Origin of the sequence: Rheinheimera faecalis (genome assembly GCF_021290965.1) — a bacterium.
Classification (GTDB): domain Bacteria; phylum Pseudomonadota; class Gammaproteobacteria; order Enterobacterales; family Alteromonadaceae; genus Pararheinheimera; species Pararheinheimera faecalis.
Window position 1 is genome coordinate 1 of record NZ_JAJOYT010000008.1, and the last position, 20,393, is coordinate 20,393.

13 protein-coding genes are annotated in these 20,393 nt (G+C 46.9%); 7 read left to right on the top strand and 6 right to left on the bottom strand.

Annotated elements, in window-relative coordinates:
* Positions 1–94: 94 nt before the first annotated feature.
* Together LSG34_RS13925 and LSG34_RS13930 are read right to left on the bottom strand one after the other, a co-directional pair.
* Positions 95–379, bottom strand: a complete 285-nt coding sequence (locus LSG34_RS13925) for a DUF6482 family protein (protein WP_233009699.1) — start codon at positions 377–379, stop codon at positions 95–97.
* Positions 380–496: 117 nt separating this feature from the next.
* On the bottom strand, positions 497–1,654 hold the full coding sequence (locus tag LSG34_RS13930) for a DcaP family trimeric outer membrane transporter (protein WP_233009700.1): 1,158 nt from the start codon (positions 1,652–1,654) through the stop codon (positions 497–499).
* Between the two features lie 262 nt (positions 1,655–1,916).
* On the opposite strand from LSG34_RS13930, the gene acs reads away from it, so the two are divergent.
* Together acs and LSG34_RS13940 are read left to right on the top strand one after the other, a co-directional pair.
* Positions 1,917–3,866: an acetate--CoA ligase gene (gene acs / locus LSG34_RS13935; RefSeq protein WP_233009701.1), complete on the top strand. Its 1,950-nt coding sequence runs from the start codon at positions 1,917–1,919 to the stop codon at positions 3,864–3,866.
* A gap of 98 nt (positions 3,867–3,964) precedes the next feature.
* Positions 3,965–4,636 carry a response regulator transcription factor gene (locus LSG34_RS13940; protein WP_233009702.1) on the top strand — a complete coding sequence of 224 codons (672 nt, stop codon included), beginning with the start codon at positions 3,965–3,967 and terminating at the stop codon, positions 4,634–4,636.
* 18 nt (positions 4,637–4,654) lie between these two features.
* On the opposite strand, the gene LSG34_RS13945 is transcribed toward LSG34_RS13940, so the two are convergent.
* Complete coding sequence (locus tag LSG34_RS13945) at positions 4,655–5,722, bottom strand: AI-2E family transporter (protein WP_233009703.1); 1,068 nt, start codon at positions 5,720–5,722, stop codon at positions 4,655–4,657.
* 75 nt (positions 5,723–5,797) lie between these two features.
* Positions 5,798–9,334: a PAS domain-containing hybrid sensor histidine kinase/response regulator gene (locus LSG34_RS13950; protein WP_233009704.1), complete on the bottom strand. Its 3,537-nt coding sequence runs from the start codon at positions 9,332–9,334 to the stop codon at positions 5,798–5,800.
* A gap of 180 nt (positions 9,335–9,514) precedes the next feature.
* On the opposite strand from LSG34_RS13950, the gene LSG34_RS13955 reads away from it, so the two are divergent.
* From LSG34_RS13955 to LSG34_RS13970, 4 genes are all read left to right on the top strand, one after another.
* On the top strand, positions 9,515–9,781 hold the full coding sequence (locus LSG34_RS13955; RefSeq protein ID WP_233009705.1) for a DUF4212 domain-containing protein: 267 nt from the start codon (positions 9,515–9,517) through the stop codon (positions 9,779–9,781).
* Positions 9,782–9,791: 10 nt separating this feature from the next.
* Positions 9,792–11,507: a sodium:solute symporter family protein gene (locus LSG34_RS13960; protein ID WP_233009706.1), complete on the top strand. Its 1,716-nt coding sequence runs from the start codon at positions 9,792–9,794 to the stop codon at positions 11,505–11,507.
* Between the two features lie 72 nt (positions 11,508–11,579).
* Positions 11,580–13,400: a putative nucleotidyltransferase substrate binding domain-containing protein gene (locus tag LSG34_RS13965; protein WP_233009707.1), complete on the top strand. Its 1,821-nt coding sequence runs from the start codon at positions 11,580–11,582 to the stop codon at positions 13,398–13,400.
* Positions 13,401–14,060 (top strand): 3'-5' exonuclease, encoded by a 660-nt coding sequence (locus LSG34_RS13970; RefSeq protein ID WP_233009708.1) that lies wholly within the window; start codon positions 13,401–13,403, stop codon positions 14,058–14,060.
* A 91-nt stretch (positions 14,061–14,151) separates the two neighbouring features.
* Here LSG34_RS13970 and LSG34_RS13975 read toward each other — a convergent pair whose 3' ends face one another.
* On the bottom strand, positions 14,152–16,449 hold the full coding sequence (locus tag LSG34_RS13975; RefSeq protein WP_233009709.1) for an acyl-CoA dehydrogenase: 2,298 nt from the start codon (positions 16,447–16,449) through the stop codon (positions 14,152–14,154).
* Between the two features lie 18 nt (positions 16,450–16,467).
* Positions 16,468–17,121 carry a TetR/AcrR family transcriptional regulator gene (locus LSG34_RS13980; protein ID WP_233009710.1) on the bottom strand — a complete coding sequence of 218 codons (654 nt, stop codon included), beginning with the start codon at positions 17,119–17,121 and terminating at the stop codon, positions 16,468–16,470.
* Positions 17,122–17,685: 564 nt separating this feature from the next.
* Between LSG34_RS13980 and LSG34_RS13985 the strand changes: the two genes are divergently transcribed.
* Positions 17,686–20,283, top strand: a complete 2,598-nt coding sequence (locus LSG34_RS13985) for a TonB-dependent receptor plug domain-containing protein (RefSeq protein ID WP_233009711.1) — start codon at positions 17,686–17,688, stop codon at positions 20,281–20,283.
* Positions 20,284–20,393: the final 110 nt, after the last annotated feature.

The window sequence follows — 20,393 nt, forward strand, 5'->3', positions numbered from 1 at the left end:
AATCCTGCACAACCCCTAAAATGACAATTTGATGATATCCGTGATCGTTCGCTCAGAAAAAAAGCAAAACGGGCAAAAAAGAGACTTTTCTACCTTAAACAGGGATCCGTAGGCTGTTATCGACCTTTTCCGGCCCACCGATCATTTCATCGTACGCTGATTGATGCTGTAACCAGGCTTTTTTAATAGTGGCTTCGGCTAAAGATTGCTTTACTTGCTCGACGCTTAAAAAACGTTGAGGTCTGCTATCTGCATCCACCAGAAAGCCAACTCTGTCATCGTAGCTAACCTGTGCCAGATAGATCCCCATTTCAACTGAATAGATCACCAACTCGCTAATCACCACGTCTTGCCGGTTTAAATGTTCAAGTCTGTGCATAGAACGTCTCTCCGTTGAGTTACCTTATTACTCTACGAGGCGTTCTTAGTTCTGGATGTGTTCATTTCAAAATACAACTGGCGACCTAAGTCGCCAGTCAGATACACAAGGTATGAATTAGAAGTCGTATTTAGCGCTGAACTGGACGCGATTTAAATCGCCTTCAGCTCCAGATAGTACTTCCCGGGTTGCATGACGCACTTCAACACCAAACATCAACTTACTGGCAGCCTGATAAATCAGGTTAACCGCATAACTACTAGTGCTGTCAGTGACGGCAAGACCTGTCAGTTCGGCATCATTATCTATATCTAAAGCAGAATAAATAAAGCTCGAACGCCATTTATTATCCCAACTGTGTTTATACGCCAGCGCATAGCCCGTGGCTTGAATAGCCTCGAGCTGGCCAGTCGCATCAATTACCGCATCATTTGTTGCGTTCAGACCAATGTAACGACCAATACCTTCCCCGCTGTTTACGGTGAAACGTATATCGTCAGTGGCTGAAACATTGTACTTACCGGAAAAAGACGCCGCATAACCATTAGTTGTGTCATCCAGTGTGGCAGATTCAATAGAAAGCTGACGCGCCATCACAGCAAAAGCCAAAGAACCCCAGGACGCAGTATGGTTGTATTTAACCACCACATCAGGAACCGAATTATCGTCAGTGACAATACGGGCACCACCCGTATTTGGCGTCACTGTCGTTTCAGGGTTCTCCAATGCGACTTGCCAACCACCATTGGTATAACGCACCTGAGCTTGTCGCACGAAAATAGCACCGTCTGTGTTACCGATAAAATCGAGGCTATCAGGTAATGAAGCTACGTCCATAAAAGTGGACCAGGTTTGACCCATCAGCCAGTTGTCATAGGTCAAAAACGCATGGCGAATTTCAGGGCTATAACCGTTGGTGACACGTTCATCACCATCAGGTGTTGCCATCATGTCAAACTCAATAGTACCGTTTATCTTTTTGCCATTGTCGAGTGCTGTCGCTGTCTTAAAGAAGAAGCGTGATTGGCGGGCATGGGCATCAAAGGTAGCGGATTCACCTTCACCACCAACAGGGGTCAGGCTTGGCACATAAAAATCGCGACCAATACCTGTAGGGATCTGACCATCTGAGGTATCAGTCCACATCGTATCCAGTTTTATGTAACCACCGTAAGTCAATTCAGTATCACCAAAGGTGACTGCAGCCTGAGCCTGTCCGCATAGTCCTGCAACGGCTAAAGCCACTAAGCTGGCAAGAGGTTTTTTCGTCAGCATTGTTTTCTCCTGGTCCAAGTTAAAATGTTGTTATTGTCTGTACCACGACTCAACTTTGGTTCGCTTTTGGCAAAGCGACAATTAGCCTTTAGTCGCAGATTGTTTTTTATTCAGTGGTAACGCAGACGGCGATGGCTGGATTGGCTAGACTAAGGTCTAATGTTGTTAGCACCTTAAAAAAGGTAGAACAAACACAGCCATAACAGGTGGTAGTCGCTATTGGACTAAGCCATCGAGCCTACAAGACAGGGGAAAATTAAAAATGAGTCACGCCCAGCTTTATCCGGTACCAGAGCACACCAAAGCCAAAACTTTGGTGACCAACGAGCAGTATCTGGCGATGTATGAAGAGTCAGTGAAGCAACCTGAAAAATTTTGGGCAGAGCATGGCAAACGCATCAGCTGGTTTACGCCTTTTACCAAGGTAAAAGATACCAGTTTTGATTTAGGTAATGTGCATGTGAACTGGTTTAGCGACGGCAGCTTAAACGCCAGTTATAACTGCCTGGATCGCCACTTACCAGCCAAAGCCAACCATGTGGCTTATTATTGGGAAGGTGATGAGCCTGGCGTACAGAAAGCTGTTACTTACCAGGAGCTCTATGACGAAGTTTGTCAGTTGGCCAATGCCATGCGCACTTTAGGAGTGGGCAAAGGCGATCGTGTAACTATCTACTTACCTATGATCCCAGCAGCTGTCGTATCCTTGTTAGCCTGTGCCCGCATTGGTGCTATACACTCAGTCGTATTTGCCGGCTTTTCACCCGATGCATTAGGTAGCCGCATTCAGGATTGTGATTCCAAACTGGTGATCACCTCAGATCAGGCTGCCCGTGGCAGTCGCCTCACTTATTTAAAAGACAACACCGATCAGGCTTTAGCCCATTTGGGTGATGCGAATCCGGCTAAGCATGTCATTGTGGTCAAACATGTGGGTGAGAGTATCGATTTTCACCAAGGCCGCGATCAGTGGTATCACGAAATTCTGGCGAAAGAGCCAAAACACTGTGAACCTGAAGTGATGAATGCTGAGGATCCGCTGTTTATCCTTTATACCTCGGGTTCAACCGGCAAACCTAAAGGTGTGCTGCATACCACAGGTGGCTATATGGTGTGGGCTTCGATGACGCACCAGTATGTGTTTGACTATAAAGAAGGTGATATTTACTGGTGTGCCGCCGACATCGGCTGGGTCACAGGCCATACTTATATAGTCTATGGCCCGTTGGCGAATGGCGCGACCAGTATTTTGTTTGAAGGCGTACCTACTTATCCAAGCGTAAAACGTATTGCTCAGGTGGTCGATAAATACAAAGTCAATATTTTGTATACAGCACCAACAGCAATCCGCGCTTTAATGGCGCATGGCACTGTGGCAGTCGATGGTGCCGATTTATCCTCGCTGACTATTTTGGGCAGTGTAGGTGAACCTATTAACCCTGAAGCATGGAACTGGTATCATCAGAGTTACGGCAAAGGCAACTGCCCTATTGTTGATACCTGGTGGCAAACAGAAACAGGCGGTATTTTAATTACGCCTTTACCTGGCGCAACAGCTTTAAAACCAGGTTCTGCCACGCGACCATTTTTTGGCGTAAAACCTGCTATCGTCACCAATGAAGGTGAACTGGTTGATGGCGTAGCCGAAGGTAACTTAGTGATCCTCGACAGTTGGCCAGGCCAAATGCGTTCTGTCTTTGGTGATCATGAACGTTTTGAACAAACTTATTTCAGCACCTATAAGGGCATGTACTTTACCGGTGATGGCGCGAAACGCGATGAAGACGGTTATTACTGGCTGACAGGTCGTGTCGATGACGTGTTAAATATCTCCGGCCACCGTTTAGGCACGGCTGAAATAGAAAGCTGTCTGGTAGCGCATGATGCGATTGCCGAAGCCGCTGTGGTGGGTTATCCGCACGATATTAAAGGTCAAGGCATCTATGTCTTTATTGCTCCTCGTGTGGGTGTAGAGCCAAGTGATGAGCTGACTAAAGCTGTGCGTGACTGGGTACGTCGTGAAATCTCCCCTATTGCTGCGCCGGATATTATTCAGTGGACACCCAGCTTACCTAAAACCCGTTCAGGTAAAATTATGCGTCGTATTCTGCGCAAAATTGCCGCCAATGAATACGATCAATTAGGAGATATTTCTACTCTGGCGGATCCGTCCGTTGTAGAGAACTTGATCCAAAACAGATTAAACCGCTAATCTGTTGACAATAAGTTGCTAATGTTTAATTAATAGCAACAACACTTTAGCTGAACCCGGCCTCTGTTCGTATAACAGAGGCCGGGTTAGGAGTTTATATGGCAAAGTTAATTGTCGCAGATGACCATCCACTATTTCGAAACGCGCTGATCCATGCGATCAGTAATACCTTTGTGACCAAAGCCACTATAGAAACTGACAGCTTTGAGGCGACCTGTGAAGCACTGCTGGAGCATCCTGATGCAGACTTATTGCTGCTGGATTTGCATATGCCTGGTAACTGCGGTTTTTTAGGGCTTATTCAACTGCGCAAGCAGTACCCAACACTTCCTATAGTGGTGATTTCTGCCAGTGATGACGTGGATGTGATTAAACGTGTTATGGCGTTTGGAGCATCAGCTTTTATTCCAAAATCAGCCCATCCTGCAGAAATTGGCAAAGCCTTAAGCGCAGTGATAGATGGAGAGCTTTGGGTACCGCCAGCGATCCGCAGTCAGGTTATGAATCAACATCAACACCAGCCGGATTTAGATCTCGCCAGCAAAGTGGCAGAACTGACTCCGCAGCAATATAAAGTCTTGTTTTATTTGACTGAGGGCTGGTTAAATAAACAAATCGCTTACGACTTACATATCTCCGAAGCGACGGTAAAAGCTCATATCACGGCGATTTTTCGCAAGCTTGGGGTCACCAACAGAACGCAGGTGGTGATCCAGGCTCAGCGTCTGCAACTCGAAGCTCCGGCTGACAAGACGCTGGTCGCACACTAAGAAGAACAGCAGGCCTGATTACTCAGGCTTACTATTCTTATTTTGGGGCTGTTGGAACTCATCGATAAATATTTGCCAGAACACTAAAAACAGCGCTGCCACCATAGGGCCTAACACAAAACCATTAATACCCATCAAGGTAATGCCACCTAAAGTGGAAAACAACACCAGATAATCCGGTAACTTGGTATCACGCCCTACCAGTAATGGACGCAGTATATTGTCGGCCAAACCAATCACCAAAGCACCGTAAGCCACCAAAATAGTAGCAATCACCCAATCACCAGTGGCATACCAATACAAGGACACTGGCAACCAGACTAATGCAGCGCCCACTGCAGGCAATAAGGATAAAAATGCCATCACCACGCCCCATAAAATAGGGGCCGGCAAACCCAGCAACCAGAAAATTAAGCCACCCAAAGCGCCCTGTACTACCGCAACTACCAGATTACCTTTAATGGTCGCCCGGGTAACCTCAGCAAACTTGGCAAAAAGTATCCGCTCACGCTGATCACCCAGAGGCAAAGCCTTGATCATTAACTCGACTAACCGCGGGCCTTCACGCAATAAGAAAAAAGTTAAGTACAGCATCAGACATAAGCTCAGGATAAAGCCGAAGGTATTTTGTCCAATCGACAGGGCTTCTTTGGCTAATAAGCGGCTGGCCTCAACAGCACCGGATGATAATTTTTCACGTAGTCCATCGGTTTGAATACCAAAGCGGCCTAAAAACTCAGTGACAACAGGAAATGCTTGTCGTATGGCTTCGATAAAACCGTCAGGGTTAATTTCACCCTTTTCGATTTTGTCGTAAAAAGAGATCCCTTCCTGAATAAAGGCGGCACCAATGGCAAGCACGGGCAATATCACCATCAGCACACAGAGCAGCAAAGTTAATAAAGCCGCTCTATTGGGTTTATTACCAATACGGCGCTTAATTTTGATATGGACAGGATAAAAAATGACGGTGATGGCGCACGCCCAGAAAATACAGCCCCAAAAAGGTTCCAGCACAAAACCAAAAGCCAGGGTGACAATAATCAACATGGCTAAAAAAACCCGCTCTTCCAACTTGGCCAGCATTCAGCCCTCCTTTGCTAACAATTTTCATATGTCAGGCATTTAACCACAGCAACGCCAAAGCAGCCAGACTATGCGTTACGAACGCTGATTTTTTAAATGATTAATACCTGCCCGCAGCGCCGCAGGTTTAATGGGTTTAGCCAAAAACAATAAACCCACCGCTTTGGCGCGCTGAGCTAAATCAGGTTCAGGGGCAGCTGAGACTAAAATACCAGGCACATTACCCCAGTACTGTTGTAACTGCTGATACAACTCTAATCCATTGAGCCCCTGGCCCAACTGATAATCCAGAATAAGCAGGTCCGGTTTGTTCATAGTCTCAGCATGCTGTAGCAGCTGCTCAGCGTACACATAACTTTTCACTTCACCCAATTGCCATTGCTCCAGCAATATCCGAAGCGCAGCCAGGTTAGAGCTGTCATCGTCCACACAAAGGACCTGCCATTGCGGCAACGCCGAACTCTGGCTTTCCAACATTGTTTTTTGATCGTCCACAGCCTGCTCTGCTGCCAGAGGTAAATACAGACTGAACACAGTACCTTTACCAACTACAGACCGGACTTCCAGTTGGTGTCCAAGCAAACGAGCCATACGTTGTACAACAGCCAAACCTAATCCGACCCCTTGCTGACCACGGGCAGTGCTGTCAACCCGGTAAAAATCATCAAAAATACGTTTAAGCTCGTGTTCTGCCACACCAGGGCCTGTATCCCACACCTGCATCAACAACCGATTGCCTCTCTTACGACAGGAGACAAGCACCTGACCGGAAGGAGTGTATTTAATCGCATTACTTAAAATGTTTTGCAGAATACGGCGCAGGTAAGTGCCATCAGTCTGCACTTGCCAGTCGCCAAAGTGAGTGCGCAACCTGAGCTGCTTTTGTTCCGCCAGCAGTCTGAATTCATCAGATAACGGCTGGAGGATCCCACTAACCGATAACGCCTGAGTTTTAGGTTGCAAGCGGCCATCATCCAGGCGGGCAATATCCAGTAAGGTGGCAATCAACTCCTCCGTTGCTTTGAGGGAGTTATCCAATTGGTGAATAATTTTTTGCTGACTCACTTGTGGTGTCTGATCCTGTAAAGCAGCGGTAAATAGTCTGGCGGCATTTAAAGGCTGCAAAATATCGTGACTGGCCAGCGCCAAAAAGCGGGTTTTAGACGAGTTCGCGGCTTCAGCTTCAGCTTTGGCTTGTAGCAGTTGTAACTCAGTGGTGCTGCGTCGTGCGACCTCTTCCACTAATTCCTGATTCATTTCACTGATTCTGTGGGTGCGTTCCTGCACCCGCTGTTCCAGATGTTGTTTGGCTTCAGCCAGTTGCTGCACTGCGCGCACATGTTCAGTAATATCAGTAAAACTGGTAACAAAACCACCACCAGGAATAGGATTACCGCGCATTTCTATCACAGTGCCATCCGGTCTTACCCGTTGAAATACATGCGAGGTGCCGTTTTGCATATGATTAATACGTTTGGCGACATGCTCTTCCGGAGCACCTTCACCAAAAAGTCCACGCTCAGCATTAAAGCGCACTATATCCGCGACAGGACGACCAATTCGGATCATGCCATCAGGGTAATCAAACATTTGCAGGTACGCCTTGTTCCAGGCGACTAGTTTTAAATCACGGTCTACTACACTGACGCCCTGACTTAAGTGCTCTAATGTCGAAAACAAAATTTTGCGGGAAAACTGGATAGCCTGGGTGGTATCGTCAAACAAGGTCACGACATCTTCAAGTTCCAGTTGCCTGCCTTCCGTTGCAGCGCTCACCACAGCCAAGGCCGAAGCTGCGCCTATGACACCGGCAAGCTCCCGCTCAACAAAAGCGATAAGCTCTGGCCCTGCAATGCTGTCCTGTAAATCCAGATCGGGGAAGCGGCGCTGAAATTCAGCCATGGCTTCGTTACAGCGCTGCGCGCCAATAAAACGCTCCAACAGCATGGTAATATCAGTCCGACGCACCCGACCCCGTCGCGCTGGTGCCTCTTTGTGCTCTAGTGGCAAAGTGGGTTTGACAAAAGCCGCCGCTTGCAAGCGATCTTTTAAATTCACTTTGACCAGCAAGGAAAACAGCAGATAACAACTCAGATTTAGTCCCAAAGACCAGATCACGCCATGACTTAAAGTATCAAGTTGCACGCCAAAAAGTGACGTAGGCTTCAGAGCTTCAATACCAAATAACCCCTGTTGCAACAGAGTAGGCTCCAGAACTCCTACTGCAGCCAACTGCGGCACCATCAGACAGAAAAACCACAAGGTAAAACCAACGGCAAGGCCTGCGTAGACACCAAAAGCATTACCGTGACGCCAATACAAGCCCCCCACTACAGCAGGGGCCAGTTGAATAGCCAAGGCAAAAGCCAAAAGACCTGTTTCAGCCAGCTCGTAATTACGGGCAAACAATGCGTAGTAACCATAAGAGAGCAGCATGACCGTAATAATCATGGTGCGGCGTACCAGCAAAATCAGGCTGCTGTAGTCTTTGATGCGCTGACCATGACCAGGCCGGCGTAAAATAGTGGGCATCACCACGTCATTACTGATCATGGTACTTAACGCCAGAGTAGAGATAATAATCATTGAAGTCGCGGCGGAAAAACCACCAATAAACACCAGCACACTTAAAGTATGCCAACCGGACTTTTCCGGGATCAGCAACACAAAACTATCCGCCAGATGCTCTTGGCCTGGAAATAAATGCATGCCAGCTAATGCTATAGGGATCACGACCAAGGTCACTAACAGCAAATAACTGCTGTACCAGCGTTTGGCATGACGCAAATGCCGATGATCCACATTCTCAACAAAAGCCACATGAAACTGGCGTGGTAACAAAAAAATAGCACTCATCGCCAGCACTGTTTTTACAGCAAAAGACAACCAGCTGTTATGGTCTGTGCTGTATTGCAAATGACTGGCATGGTCAACAAACTGACTAACACCGATGTCTTGCGGTAACAGCAACCAATAGGCCATCAAAGCCAGACAGAGCAGAGCAAATAGCTTCACCACAGATTCAAAAGCTATAGCCACCATTACGCCGCGGTTTTGCTCCGTCAACTGAACTTTGCGGGTACCAAATAAAATGGCAAACACTGTCATCGCTATAGCACTGAACCAGGCCGTATCTTGCCACCAGGGCAAGGATTCATCGGACAAGTCATGCCCCAGCAATACCTGATACGAACTAGCGACAGCCTTGAGCTGCAAAGCGATATAAGGGATAACAACCACTAAGCACAGCAAGGCCGTGACCAACGCAATATTTTTGCGTTTGCCATAACGGGCACTGATAAAGTCGGTGATGGAGGCGACGTTTTGTTTTTTGGCGACATACAAAAGCTTAAATAAGAAGGGCTGAGCAAAAAGGAATACCAAAATAGGGCCAAGATAAATAGGAATATAATCCCAGCCCTGCGTAACAGCAGTTCCTACAGCGCCATAATAAGTCCAGGAAGTGCAATACACAGCCAAAGCCAGACTATAGAGCAAGCCACCATACTTTCGTAGTAGTTGATCACCGGCATGGCGTTCGCCCCAGTTGGCAATAAAAAACAGCAAACCTACGTACAACAAGGCCAATAAGGCCACTATCCAGGCTGACAAAGCACACTCCCCTTTAATTTCTGACGTTACTTTTGGCAGAAAGCGCCAGAAAGTCAATGCTCTGTCGTTTCGGCTTCGACTAAAGTCGGGCTATCGCTTCCCGCACCTGCTGCTAGATTAAGCATGCAAGTCAACAGAATTTCTATAACAACCACAAAAAACAACAAGAGGAAGACAACGATGGCATTTCAAACAAATGAATTAGCCAAAGCCTATTGGCGGGAGAATATCTCGCTGATGCTCAAACTGCTGGCGGTCTGGTTTGCAGTATCCTTCGCAGCTGGGATTTTATTTGTAGACCAATTAAATATGGTGCAGTTTTTTGGCTTTAAGCTCGGATTCTGGTTCGCGCAGCAAGGCTCTATCTACACCTTCGTTCTGCTGATCTTTATTTACGTGATCAAGATGAATGCGCTTGATCGTAAATACGACGTCCACGAAGATTAAGGGGTAGATGATGGATTTACAGACGTTAACCTACATTATTGTCGGTGCAACCTTTGCGTTGTACATCGGCATAGCCATTTGGGCCCGCGCTGGTTCAACACAAGAGTTCTACGTAGCTGGTGGCGGTGTATCGCCTTTAGCAAACGGTATGGCTACTGCTGCTGACTGGATGTCTGCCGCGTCATTTATTTCAATGGCCGGTTTAATTTCTTTTATGGGCTACGACGGTTCAGTTTACCTGATGGGTTGGACAGGCGGTTATGTGCTGCTGGCGTTGTGTTTAGCCCCCTACCTGCGTAAGTTTGGTAAGTTTACTGTGCCTGACTTTATCGGGGATCGTTACTACTCCCAAACTGCACGTACCGTTGCTGTTATTTGTGCCATTTTAATCTCCTTCACTTATGTGGCAGGCCAGATGCGTGGTGTTGGTGTGGTGTTCTCGCGTTTCCTTGAAGTGGATATCACAACCGGCGTGATCATAGGTATGGCAGTGGTATTTTTCTACGCTGTATTAGGTGGTATGAAAGGTATTACCTACACCCAGGTAGCTCAATACTGCGTGTTGATTTTTGCTTATATGGTTCCGGCTATCTTTATCTCTATCATGATCACAGGTCATGTATTACCACAAACGGGTTTAGGTGCCACTTTATTGGATGGTTCAGGCATGCACTTGCTTGAACGACTGGATGGACTGTCCGCTGAATTGGGTTTTGCTGCTTATACGGAAGGGACTAAATCTACAGCAGATATCTTCGCTATTACCGCCGCCTTAATGGTGGGTACAGCAGGTTTACCTCACGTTATTGTTCGTTTCTTTACAGTACCACGCGTAAAAGATGCCCGTATTTCAGCGGGTTGGGCTTTGATTTTTATAAGCATTTTGTACACAACTGCTCCAGCCATTGGTGCTTTTGCCCGTTACAACATGATTGACACCATCAATGGTCCTGACGCTCAGGGTACTTTAGTGGCAGAAGCTCCAACCTGGATTAAAAACTGGGAAAAAACCGGCTTGATTAAACACGAAGATAAAAATGGCGACGGTCGTATGTTCTACTCAGGTGATGAGCGCAACGAAATGACCATTGACCGTGACATCATGGTGTTAGCAAACCCGGAAATAGCTCAGTTGCCAGATTGGGTGATTGCGCTGGTCGCAGCTGGTGGTATAGCCGCAGCTTTATCTACAGCTGCAGGTTTGTTACTGGTGATCTCGACGTCGATTTCGCACGATTTACTTAAACGAAATCTGATGCCCAAAATTACTGATAAGCAGGAATTGCTGGCTGCGCGATTGGCAGCGGCTGTGGCCATCATAGTGGCGGGTTACTTAGGTATTAACCCACCAGGCTTTGTTGCGGAGGTGGTGGCTTTTGCCTTCGGCTTAGCAGCGGCGAGTTTCTTCCCTGCCATTATTCTTGGTATTTTCTACAAGAAAATGAATAAGGAAGGTGCTATCGCCGGTATGTTGGCAGGTATTATTTTCACTGTGGGTTATATCCTGTACTTCAAGGGTATTTTTATCACCCCATTTGCTGAAAACAAACCTGAGAACTGGTTGTTTGGTATCTCTCCTGAGGGTATAGGTACCGTAGGTATGGTAGTGAACTTTGTTGTAGCTTACGCCGTCAGCAAATTCACCAAAGAAGTGCCGCAGGATGTGCAGGATATTGTTGAACAAATCCGCTTTCCAAAAGGTGCAGGTGAAGCTCAGTCTCACTAAGTTAGGCTAGAAAAAACAGACCTGATAAGGCGTGGTAACACGCCTTATTTTTTGACAAAGCAGGAAGGTTGTATGCAGGTTCAGGAAGTTGTTTCTTTTTTGCAGCAAACGCCCCCTTTTGACGACTTAGCGCCTCACGCGCTTGAAACGCTGAGCAGGGATTTAACTGTGCTCTATCTGGCAGCAGGTGAAGAACTGCAACCCGAACCACAACTTCTGTTGATACGCTCAGGCTTATTTGCATTGCATACCGAACAGCAGCGCATCACGCATTTACAATGCGGTGATTTTTATGGTTATCAGTTACTGCTGACAGGCCTTGCCGACCCCGACACCATCCGATGTGAAGAAGATGGGCTGGTGTATTTTTTACCCCAGGAAAGTTTTGATAAATTACGTCATCAATACAAAAATTTTGATTTATTTTTCCAGCGCTTATTTAGTCGCCGCTTGCATCTGTATCAAAGCAGTCAACAACAAACAACCTCGACTTTAAAAGTTGCCGATTTAGTCACCAGACGTAAAGTCTCTATTGAAAGCTCCAGCACAGTACAGCACGCCGCCATGCTGATGACAGAGCAACGGGTCTCTTGTGTATTAATTGAAAAAGACGAAAAACTGGTAGGAATTCTGACCGACCGAGATTTGCGAAGTCGTGTGCTGGCTAAAAACTTGCCCGCGTCAACCACGGTCTCCCAGGTAATGACGAAAACACCTCAAAGTATAGAAATCGACCGCTTTGCGTTTGAAGCCATACAGCAGATGAGCCAACACAATATTCATCATTTACCCGTAGAAGAACAAGGCAAAGCTGTGGGAGTGCTCACCACCACGGATTTAATCCGTAGTCAGCAGGAACACCCGGTATTTCTTATCAGCCATATTCACCGTCAGCATAAAGCTGAAGGTTTGCATGCCATTACTCCACAAGTGCAGCAACTGGCAATACAACTGGCTGAGCAGCAAATCCCCTCTTATGAAGTCAGCAGCGTACTCACCAGCATTATGGATGCCTTAGCCCAAAGCTGGTTACAGATCGCAGAACAACAACTAGGCCCTGCCCCTTGTGTCTATAGCTGGATGGTGTTCGGCTCTCAGGCCAGGCGCGATATGTTACCCAGTGCCGATCAGGATAATGCCCTGTTGCTGGAAAAAGAGCCCAGTGGTGCAGTCGCTGATTACTTTTCAGCACTGTCAGATATTGTTTGTCATGGTTTGGCATCCTCAGGCCAGGTGCTTTGTGAGGGCCATATTATGGCCTCTAACCCGGAATTGCGGTTAAGCCTGAAAGGCTGGTCAGGCCGTTTTGCCAAATGGCTCAATACGCCGGACCCGCAAGCTCTTTTAAACAGCAGTATCTTTTTTGATATGCGCCTTGTTCATGGCAGTAAAGGCTTATTTAACGTGCTGCAGGAAGACGTGCTGGCACGCTGCAAAAATAACGAATTATTTTTATATCAGCTCGCTAAAAATGCTACTGAGCGCCAGCCTCCACTTGGATTTTTTAAACACTTTTTGCTGGAGCAAGATGGCCGTCAGCGCAAAGGACTGGATTTAAAAAAGCGTGGTGTAAGCCTCATCACAGATTTAGTCCGGGTTTATGCTTTATCTGCAGGCATTCATGCGGTCAACACCAGAGAGCGCCTGGCTCTATTGCAGCAACAGGCTGTGCTGACTCAGCGCCAGCAGCAGAACTTACAAGGTGCTTTTGACGTATTGGCTAATCTGCGCTGGCAATTGCAGGCACAAGATCTGAAACGCGGCAGACACTTATCCAATTTGCTGGACCCTGCCCAACTGAGCTTGCTGCAACGCCATCAGTTAAAAGATGCTTTTGCTGTATTAAGTGACGAGCAACAAATACTCAGACAACGTTTTTGCCGGGAAATTTAAATGTGGAACTGGCTAAAAAAACCAGTGGCAGTACATCAATTGGTGCTGGACTACGAAAATGAGTACAGTCTGGATAAACAAAGTCTGGCCAGTAAGGCCACTTATTTAGTACTGGACTTTGAAACCACAGGGCTGGATGCTAAAAAACATCATATTGTCAGTGCAGGTTGGGTAAAAATCTCCGGCAGCAGAATTCATCTAAATTCGGCGCAGTACCTATTGGTAAAAAGCCCGGCATCCGTTGGCCAAAGTGCGGTGATCCATGGTCTGCATAATAACGAAGTGCAACAAGGCCTGGAGCTGGAGGACTTCTTAAGCCTGTTGCTTAACGAGCTAAAAAGTTCTGTGCTGGTGTCGCATCACAGCGCACTTGAGCTTAACTTCTTAAAACAAAGCTGCCAGAACTGCTTTGGCAGATCCCCAGCCTTTAAAGCTGTCGACACTTTAAAACTTGAACTCTACAAAATGCAGCTCAAAGGTGGACCCGTTGCGCAAAACTCATTGAGTTTGCCTGCCTGCCTGGCCCGTTACCAATTGCCTGAAGTGACCGAACATCATGCCTTATCCGATGCCTTTGCCTGCGCTCAGCTGTTGCTGGCACAACTAAAAACCAGAGGAGCCTCCTGCACTTTGGCTGAACTTTTTCAACAAAGCCGCTAATCAACCGGAAACGAAACTCAAGGATCAGATACCGACGACCAGAAAGCAAAAAGCCAGGCTAATGCCTGGCTTTTTCTATTTAAACAGCGACTTAAATTGCGTTATCTGATAATACGCCAGGCTTAAAGCTATCCACACTGATAGAAGCAAAACGCAGTTCGTTCATACGAACCAGTTGCTTAGCTTCATCTGCGTTAATCACATTCAGTTCCAGAGCTTTGGCAATCAACTGCTCCATAGGAATTTTACGTGGCAGAGTGGCTTGTTTTTGTGCGGCGTAAATCTTTTTCATGACAGGCTGAGCTTCATGCACTGCAATAAATGCCGATTCCATTAAACCTGTTGGGTCTTCATCGCCTTCACCAATAAAACATAAGTGCGTTAAACGGTCACGAATCACACCTGGTTTTAACAGCGCGTCTGAAATCTCCTGAGTAACCGCATCGGCTGGCATTTTGTAGCCAATACCAAATGGGAATACCAGAGTTTTTAGTAAACGCGCGACCACAGCACTTGGGAAATTCTGGAAGAAACCAGAAAAGGCTTTACCAATCTCAAACAGGTTACGCTCGATGGAGTAACGCACGAAAGGTAAATCTGCTACCTGACGGCCATTGTCTTCATAAAACTTCAGCACGGCAGAAGCTATATACAAGTGGCTTAATACGTCGCCTAAACGGGCAGACAGCATTTCTTTACGTTTTAAATCACCACCTAACATCAGCATGGAGAAATCAGCGCTTAACGCCAAAGCACGGCTCATGCGGCTTAACTGCTTGTAGTATTTTGCAGTCTCGCCAGACACAGGGCTTGAGTTAAAACGACCTAAAGTTAAACCCTGCCACAGCGCACCAAAAGTATTACCCAACGCAAAACCTATGTGCTTCATCAGCAGGCTGTCGAATTGCTGTAAGCCTTCTTCAGCATTTGGATTCGCCGCAGCTTCTAATTCCTGCAATACATATGGATGGCAACGGGTTGCGCCCTGGCCAAAAATCATCAGGTTACGGGTTAAAATATTCGCACCTTCTACCGTGATAGAAATAGGAATGCCCATATAACCGTGCGCCAGATAGTTTTTAGGACCGACCTGAATAGCGCGGCCTGAGTGAATATCAAAAGCGTCGTTTAACAAAGTACGGGACATTTCTGTCATATGATACTTGGCAATAGCAGTCACTACAGAAGGGCTCAGGTTTAAGTCGATAGCACCAGCTGTCATCACACGCATCGCTTCTAAGCTATAGGTGTAAGCACCAATACGGCCTAAACTTTCCTGCACACCTTCAAACTTACCTATGGCCATACCAAACTGCTGACGCACATAAGAGTAAGCGCCAGTCATACGGGTAGCTAAATGGCCTGTCGCTGTCGCCAGAGCTGGCAAAGAAATACCACGACCTGCTGATAAACACTCCACCAGCATACGCCAGCCGCGACCTGCGTAGTCAGGACCACCGATAATCCAGTCAAGAGGAATAAATACATCTTTACCGTAGGTGGTACCGTTCATAAAGGCCATATTCATTGGGAAATGACGATCGCCAATTTCAACACCTTCATGACTGGTTGGGATCAAAGCACAAGTAATACCCAGCTCAGTTTTTTCACCCAGCAAATTTTCCGGGTCATACAGCTTAAAGGCCAGACCTAATACAGTAGCCACTGGTGCCAGCGTGATGTAACGCTTATCCCAGTTCAGGCGGATACCTAAGACTTCCTGACCTTCAAACTGACCTTTACAAATCACGCCCGTATCAGGAATACCACCAGCATCAGAACCCGCTTCCGGGCCTGTTAAAGCAAAACAAGGCACTTCTTTACCTGCGGCTAAGCCTGGTAACCAACGGTCTTTTTGTTCCTGTGTACCGTAGTGCATCAGAAGCTCGCCAGGGCCTAAAGAGTTAGGCACCATCACAGTCACAGCAGCAGTTAAGCTGCGCGTTGCAATGCGCGATACAATAGTCGAGTTGGCAATAGCAGAGAATTCGCGGCCACCGTAGCTTTTTGGAATAATCATCGCAAAAAAGCCGTTGTCCTTGATGTATTGCCAGACTTCAGGCGGTAAATCGCGCTGTTCCTGCACAATTTTGTAGTCATCCAGCATCTTCAGCAGGGTGTCTACTTCATTGTCCATAAAAGCCTGTTCTTCGGCAGACAATTCAGCTTTAGGAATAGCATGCAGCTTTTTCCAGTCTGGTTTGCCCTGAAACAAGTCACCATCCCACCAGACATCCCCTGCTTCCATAGCTTCACGTTCTGTATCCGACAGCGGCGGTAAAATTTTCTTAAAGATGCCAAACACAGGTTTGGTGATCAGGTTACGTCGAATGTCTGCCACACCGAGCACAACAATCAACACAACCAACAGCAGGATCAGAATTGACATAATAAGGTCCTTGAGGATTTAGTGAGTTTGACTTGCTAAAGTTAAAGGTGACGCTATACCAGCAGCTAAATAAGGGATTAGCCTGTGGATCACGCCTTCTATTTCTACATTTTCGTTAAAATCTGCTGCCGCAATTTCCTGTAACGCCTGATTCGACGCCATGGTAAAGACCACAGTGCCGAGCGAAAAATGCAGGCGCCAGAAGATTTCACTGGCGGGTAAATCAGGACAAGCCTGCTGCACCAGCAAGACAAATTTGTCCAGAGTACGGCCATAATGATGGTTGAAAAACCAACGCAAATGACCTTGCACATCGGTATAACCCCGCCCCAGTAACTGCAAAAACATCCGGGTGCCGTGATGCTGCACTTTATTCAGCTCCAGCAACGGTTTGATAAATACCGACAGCACCGCCGTTAAATCATTTTGCTTCTGACTGGATAATAGCTGACTAAACTCCTGATCTAAACGTGGCATTAACACCGACAAATATCGCTGCAATACCGACTGAATCAACTCTTTTTTTGAGCCAAAATGATAGTTCACCGCCGCCAGATTCACCTGAGCCATGCTGGTGATTTGGCGTAATGAGGTGTCAGCAAAACCAGTGGACGCAAAAAGCTGCTCAGCTGCATCCAGAATTTTGTCCTGAGTTGTTGTTTTATTCACCATAGCCCTGACTAAATTAAAACACTTGTTTGAAATGTACGTTTGAAAAAAAACACTGTCAAGCGAGCAAGAGATAAAAACACCATTCTGGTCAGACGAGCGGAAGAAATCACATATCATTTACAATAAAAAGGCAAAATAGAGACAAACTTCGCCCCTTAAAGGTGCAAAATGCTGTAACTGCTCATTGCTTAAAAAAAGCGCTTGACATCAATAGCAGGATCAGACAATTTTGAGGCATACCAACACTACTCAATTTATAGGAGAGCAAAATGCAACGTTGTGCTGCAAACCCAAACAGCTACTACTGCTCTACCTATTACCTTTCCGAGTGGTTCAATAATTAGAACAGCTTCTGCCATAGCCAGAAGTGTGTTCTGTTTGTCTGTGTTTTACAGCTACAACTAACACCACACTTATTTGCATGCTGACATCATCTCTCAGGCCTAGATCCGTCTGATTTTTGCTGTGGCTGTTTAATTTGCTGCGCTTCTCGCTCTGGCACGCCCTTTTTTATTCGAAAAAAACAGATTGCCATCAGGCAACACCAAAACCAGAGGAAGCACTATGTCACATCATACAAAAATGAAGCTTAGTAAAGTAGGACTAGCCACACTGTTTGCCTTGTTTGGCAGTCAGCAGGCTTATGCACAACAACAGGCTGAAGCAACAGAGCAAAACGAAGCAACGATCGAAAAAATTGAAGTTACAGGTTCACGCCTTAAGGGTGTGGATATGGAAGGCGCCAACCCGCTACAGATCTTTAGCCGGGATGATTTAGCAAAAAAAGGTTACGACAGTGTCAGCGCTTTTTTACGTGATTTACCCCAGGCATCAAGCGCTGGTACTTTCACTGAAAACGGTGGTGTGGCAGGTAATGACGGTACACCAGCGGGCGCTGCTGGCGTCAGCTTACGCGGTTTAGGTTCAAGTTCGACTTTGGTTTTGGTGAACGGTCGCCGCGTGGCTGTGGATTCCTTTACCAACGGTTTTGACTCTTTTGTGAACGTCAATGCCATTCCTATGTCGGCACTGGAACGGGTTGAAATTCTGACTGATGGTGCCTCTTCGGTATACGGCTCAGACGCTATAGCCGGTGTTATCAACTTTATTTTGCGTAAAGACTACGAAGGGCAAGAGCTCACGGCCTCTTATGGTGATGACACGGCCAGCAGTGACTTTCGCAAATACAACCTGACGTACACTGGTGGATTTAGCACGGACAACAGCAATACCACGCTGGTGATTGACTACTTTGATAAAGACGCGCTCTTTAACACAGACCGTCCTATAGACGTGACTTTTACCTCCAGTACCCGTGTCACCATAGACGGCAGCGATTACGCCGAGCCATGGTGTGGCACTGCAACCAGCAACGGTGGCACTCGCTGCCAGTACGACTATGTCAGCGAGCGTGCTATCCAGCCAGACAGTAAAGCTGTAGGTGCCACACTCAATCACATCTACCGTTTAGGCAATGATCGTGAGTTTTTTGCCGAAGCTATGCTGCAACAAAATACCGGTTCTGCTTATGATTCAGCAGCGGCTTTTGATGCGCGTGTGCCAGGCAATGCCAGCTTTGTGCCGCAATGGGCAAGAGACATAGATGCCGAAGATGGTGCAGTCAATCAAATCCGTATTCGTTCCCGTTTTCCTGAGCGTCGTATTCAGGATTATGACAGCCAAAGTTACCGTTTATTGGCAGGCTTACGCGGCGAGCTGGGAGATTGGTCCTGGGAAACTGCTGCAACCTATGGCAAAACCGATAATGAAATTACCCATGTTTCAGGTTACATGGGCATAGATAAAGTGGCAGATGCACTGGTAGATGGCAGCTTCAATCCATTTAACCTTGGCCGCGATAACTCAGAGTCTGTCATTGCAGGTTTGCGTGAAATAGCGCCGCGTATCGGTGAGTCTGATGTGTACTCGGTAGATTTCAACTTCTCAGGTACCTTGTTTGAAGATATCAGCGCTGTATTTGGTGGTGAATTCCGTGGTGAAGAAATCTCCGACAGTCCGTCTGAAGTGGCAAAAAGTTATGGCATTTTTGGTTTAGGCGCCAGTGATGCAGCTGCAGACCGCACTCAATATGCACTTTACAACGAGTTTAATATCCCATTGACGGACAAGTTAGACGCTATTGCGGCTTTGCGTTACGACCACTACAGCGACTTTGGCGGTGATATCAATCCGAAATTGTCACTGCGTTACCGCGCAACTGAGGATCTTATTTTACGGACCTCATGGAGCACAGGTTTCCGCGCCCCTTCCCTATCACAATTGGGAGCTGGTACTTCATTAACGGCAAACTACATCGACTGTGGCGCTGATCAGCCTTTTAATGCACTTTGTGGCGACTTTGGTGGCACAGCGGGCGAGCTGGAATTTGATCAGGAGACCTTGGGTAACAAAGGCCTGGATGCTGAAAGTTCAGAAGCCATCAATATTGGTGCCTCCTGGAACCTGACTGACGATTTACAATTCACCATCGATTATTGGAAATACACTCACGAAGACATTGTAGATGTGGATGCAAACACCACCTTACGCGCCTGTATCGCAGGCACGGCACCAGTGGTCAGTGACGAAGCGGATTTAAATGGTGAATTTGGTTGTGTGATTGATGGCGGCAACGATTTAGTTTTCCTGCGCACTGGCTTCTTTAATGTGGGTAGCCAGGAGACGGATGGTGTCGACTTTAAACTGAACTATAAACTGCTGACCCAAAACGCGGGTGAGTTTAAGTTCAACATTGCCGGTACCCGCACTTTATCTTATGAGCGTCAGGTCACAGCAGATAGCCCTGCTGAAGATTTGTTAGGAAAACTAAGTGGAGCCTCCGAAACAGCCCGTCCTGAATTTGTCGCAGATGCCGGCACTGAATGGCGTTTAGAAAACTGGAATGCAAGCTTAGGCGCACATTACATTAGCTCTTTAGGTGATGGTGACTTTAAATTCGATAATGACACTGTATCTTCATGGCTGACCTACAACGCCAGTCTGGGGTATGACATTACCGACAATCAAAGCCTGTTACTGAGTATCCGTAACCTGACCGACAAAGAGCCACCTTACGCCTCGTCTCCAACCAATGGTTACGCCAGCTCAGTGCACGACTGGTTAGGGCGCCACTGGACTGTGCGTTACTCAATAAAGTTCTAAGTTTTCTTCTACCTGGATGAAGTTGGGGCCTGCTTAAACGCAAGGCCCCTTTTTTTTAGATTAAGTTCAGTTCACAAAATCCGCGCCAATGACCTACTGTCATTCCCCAC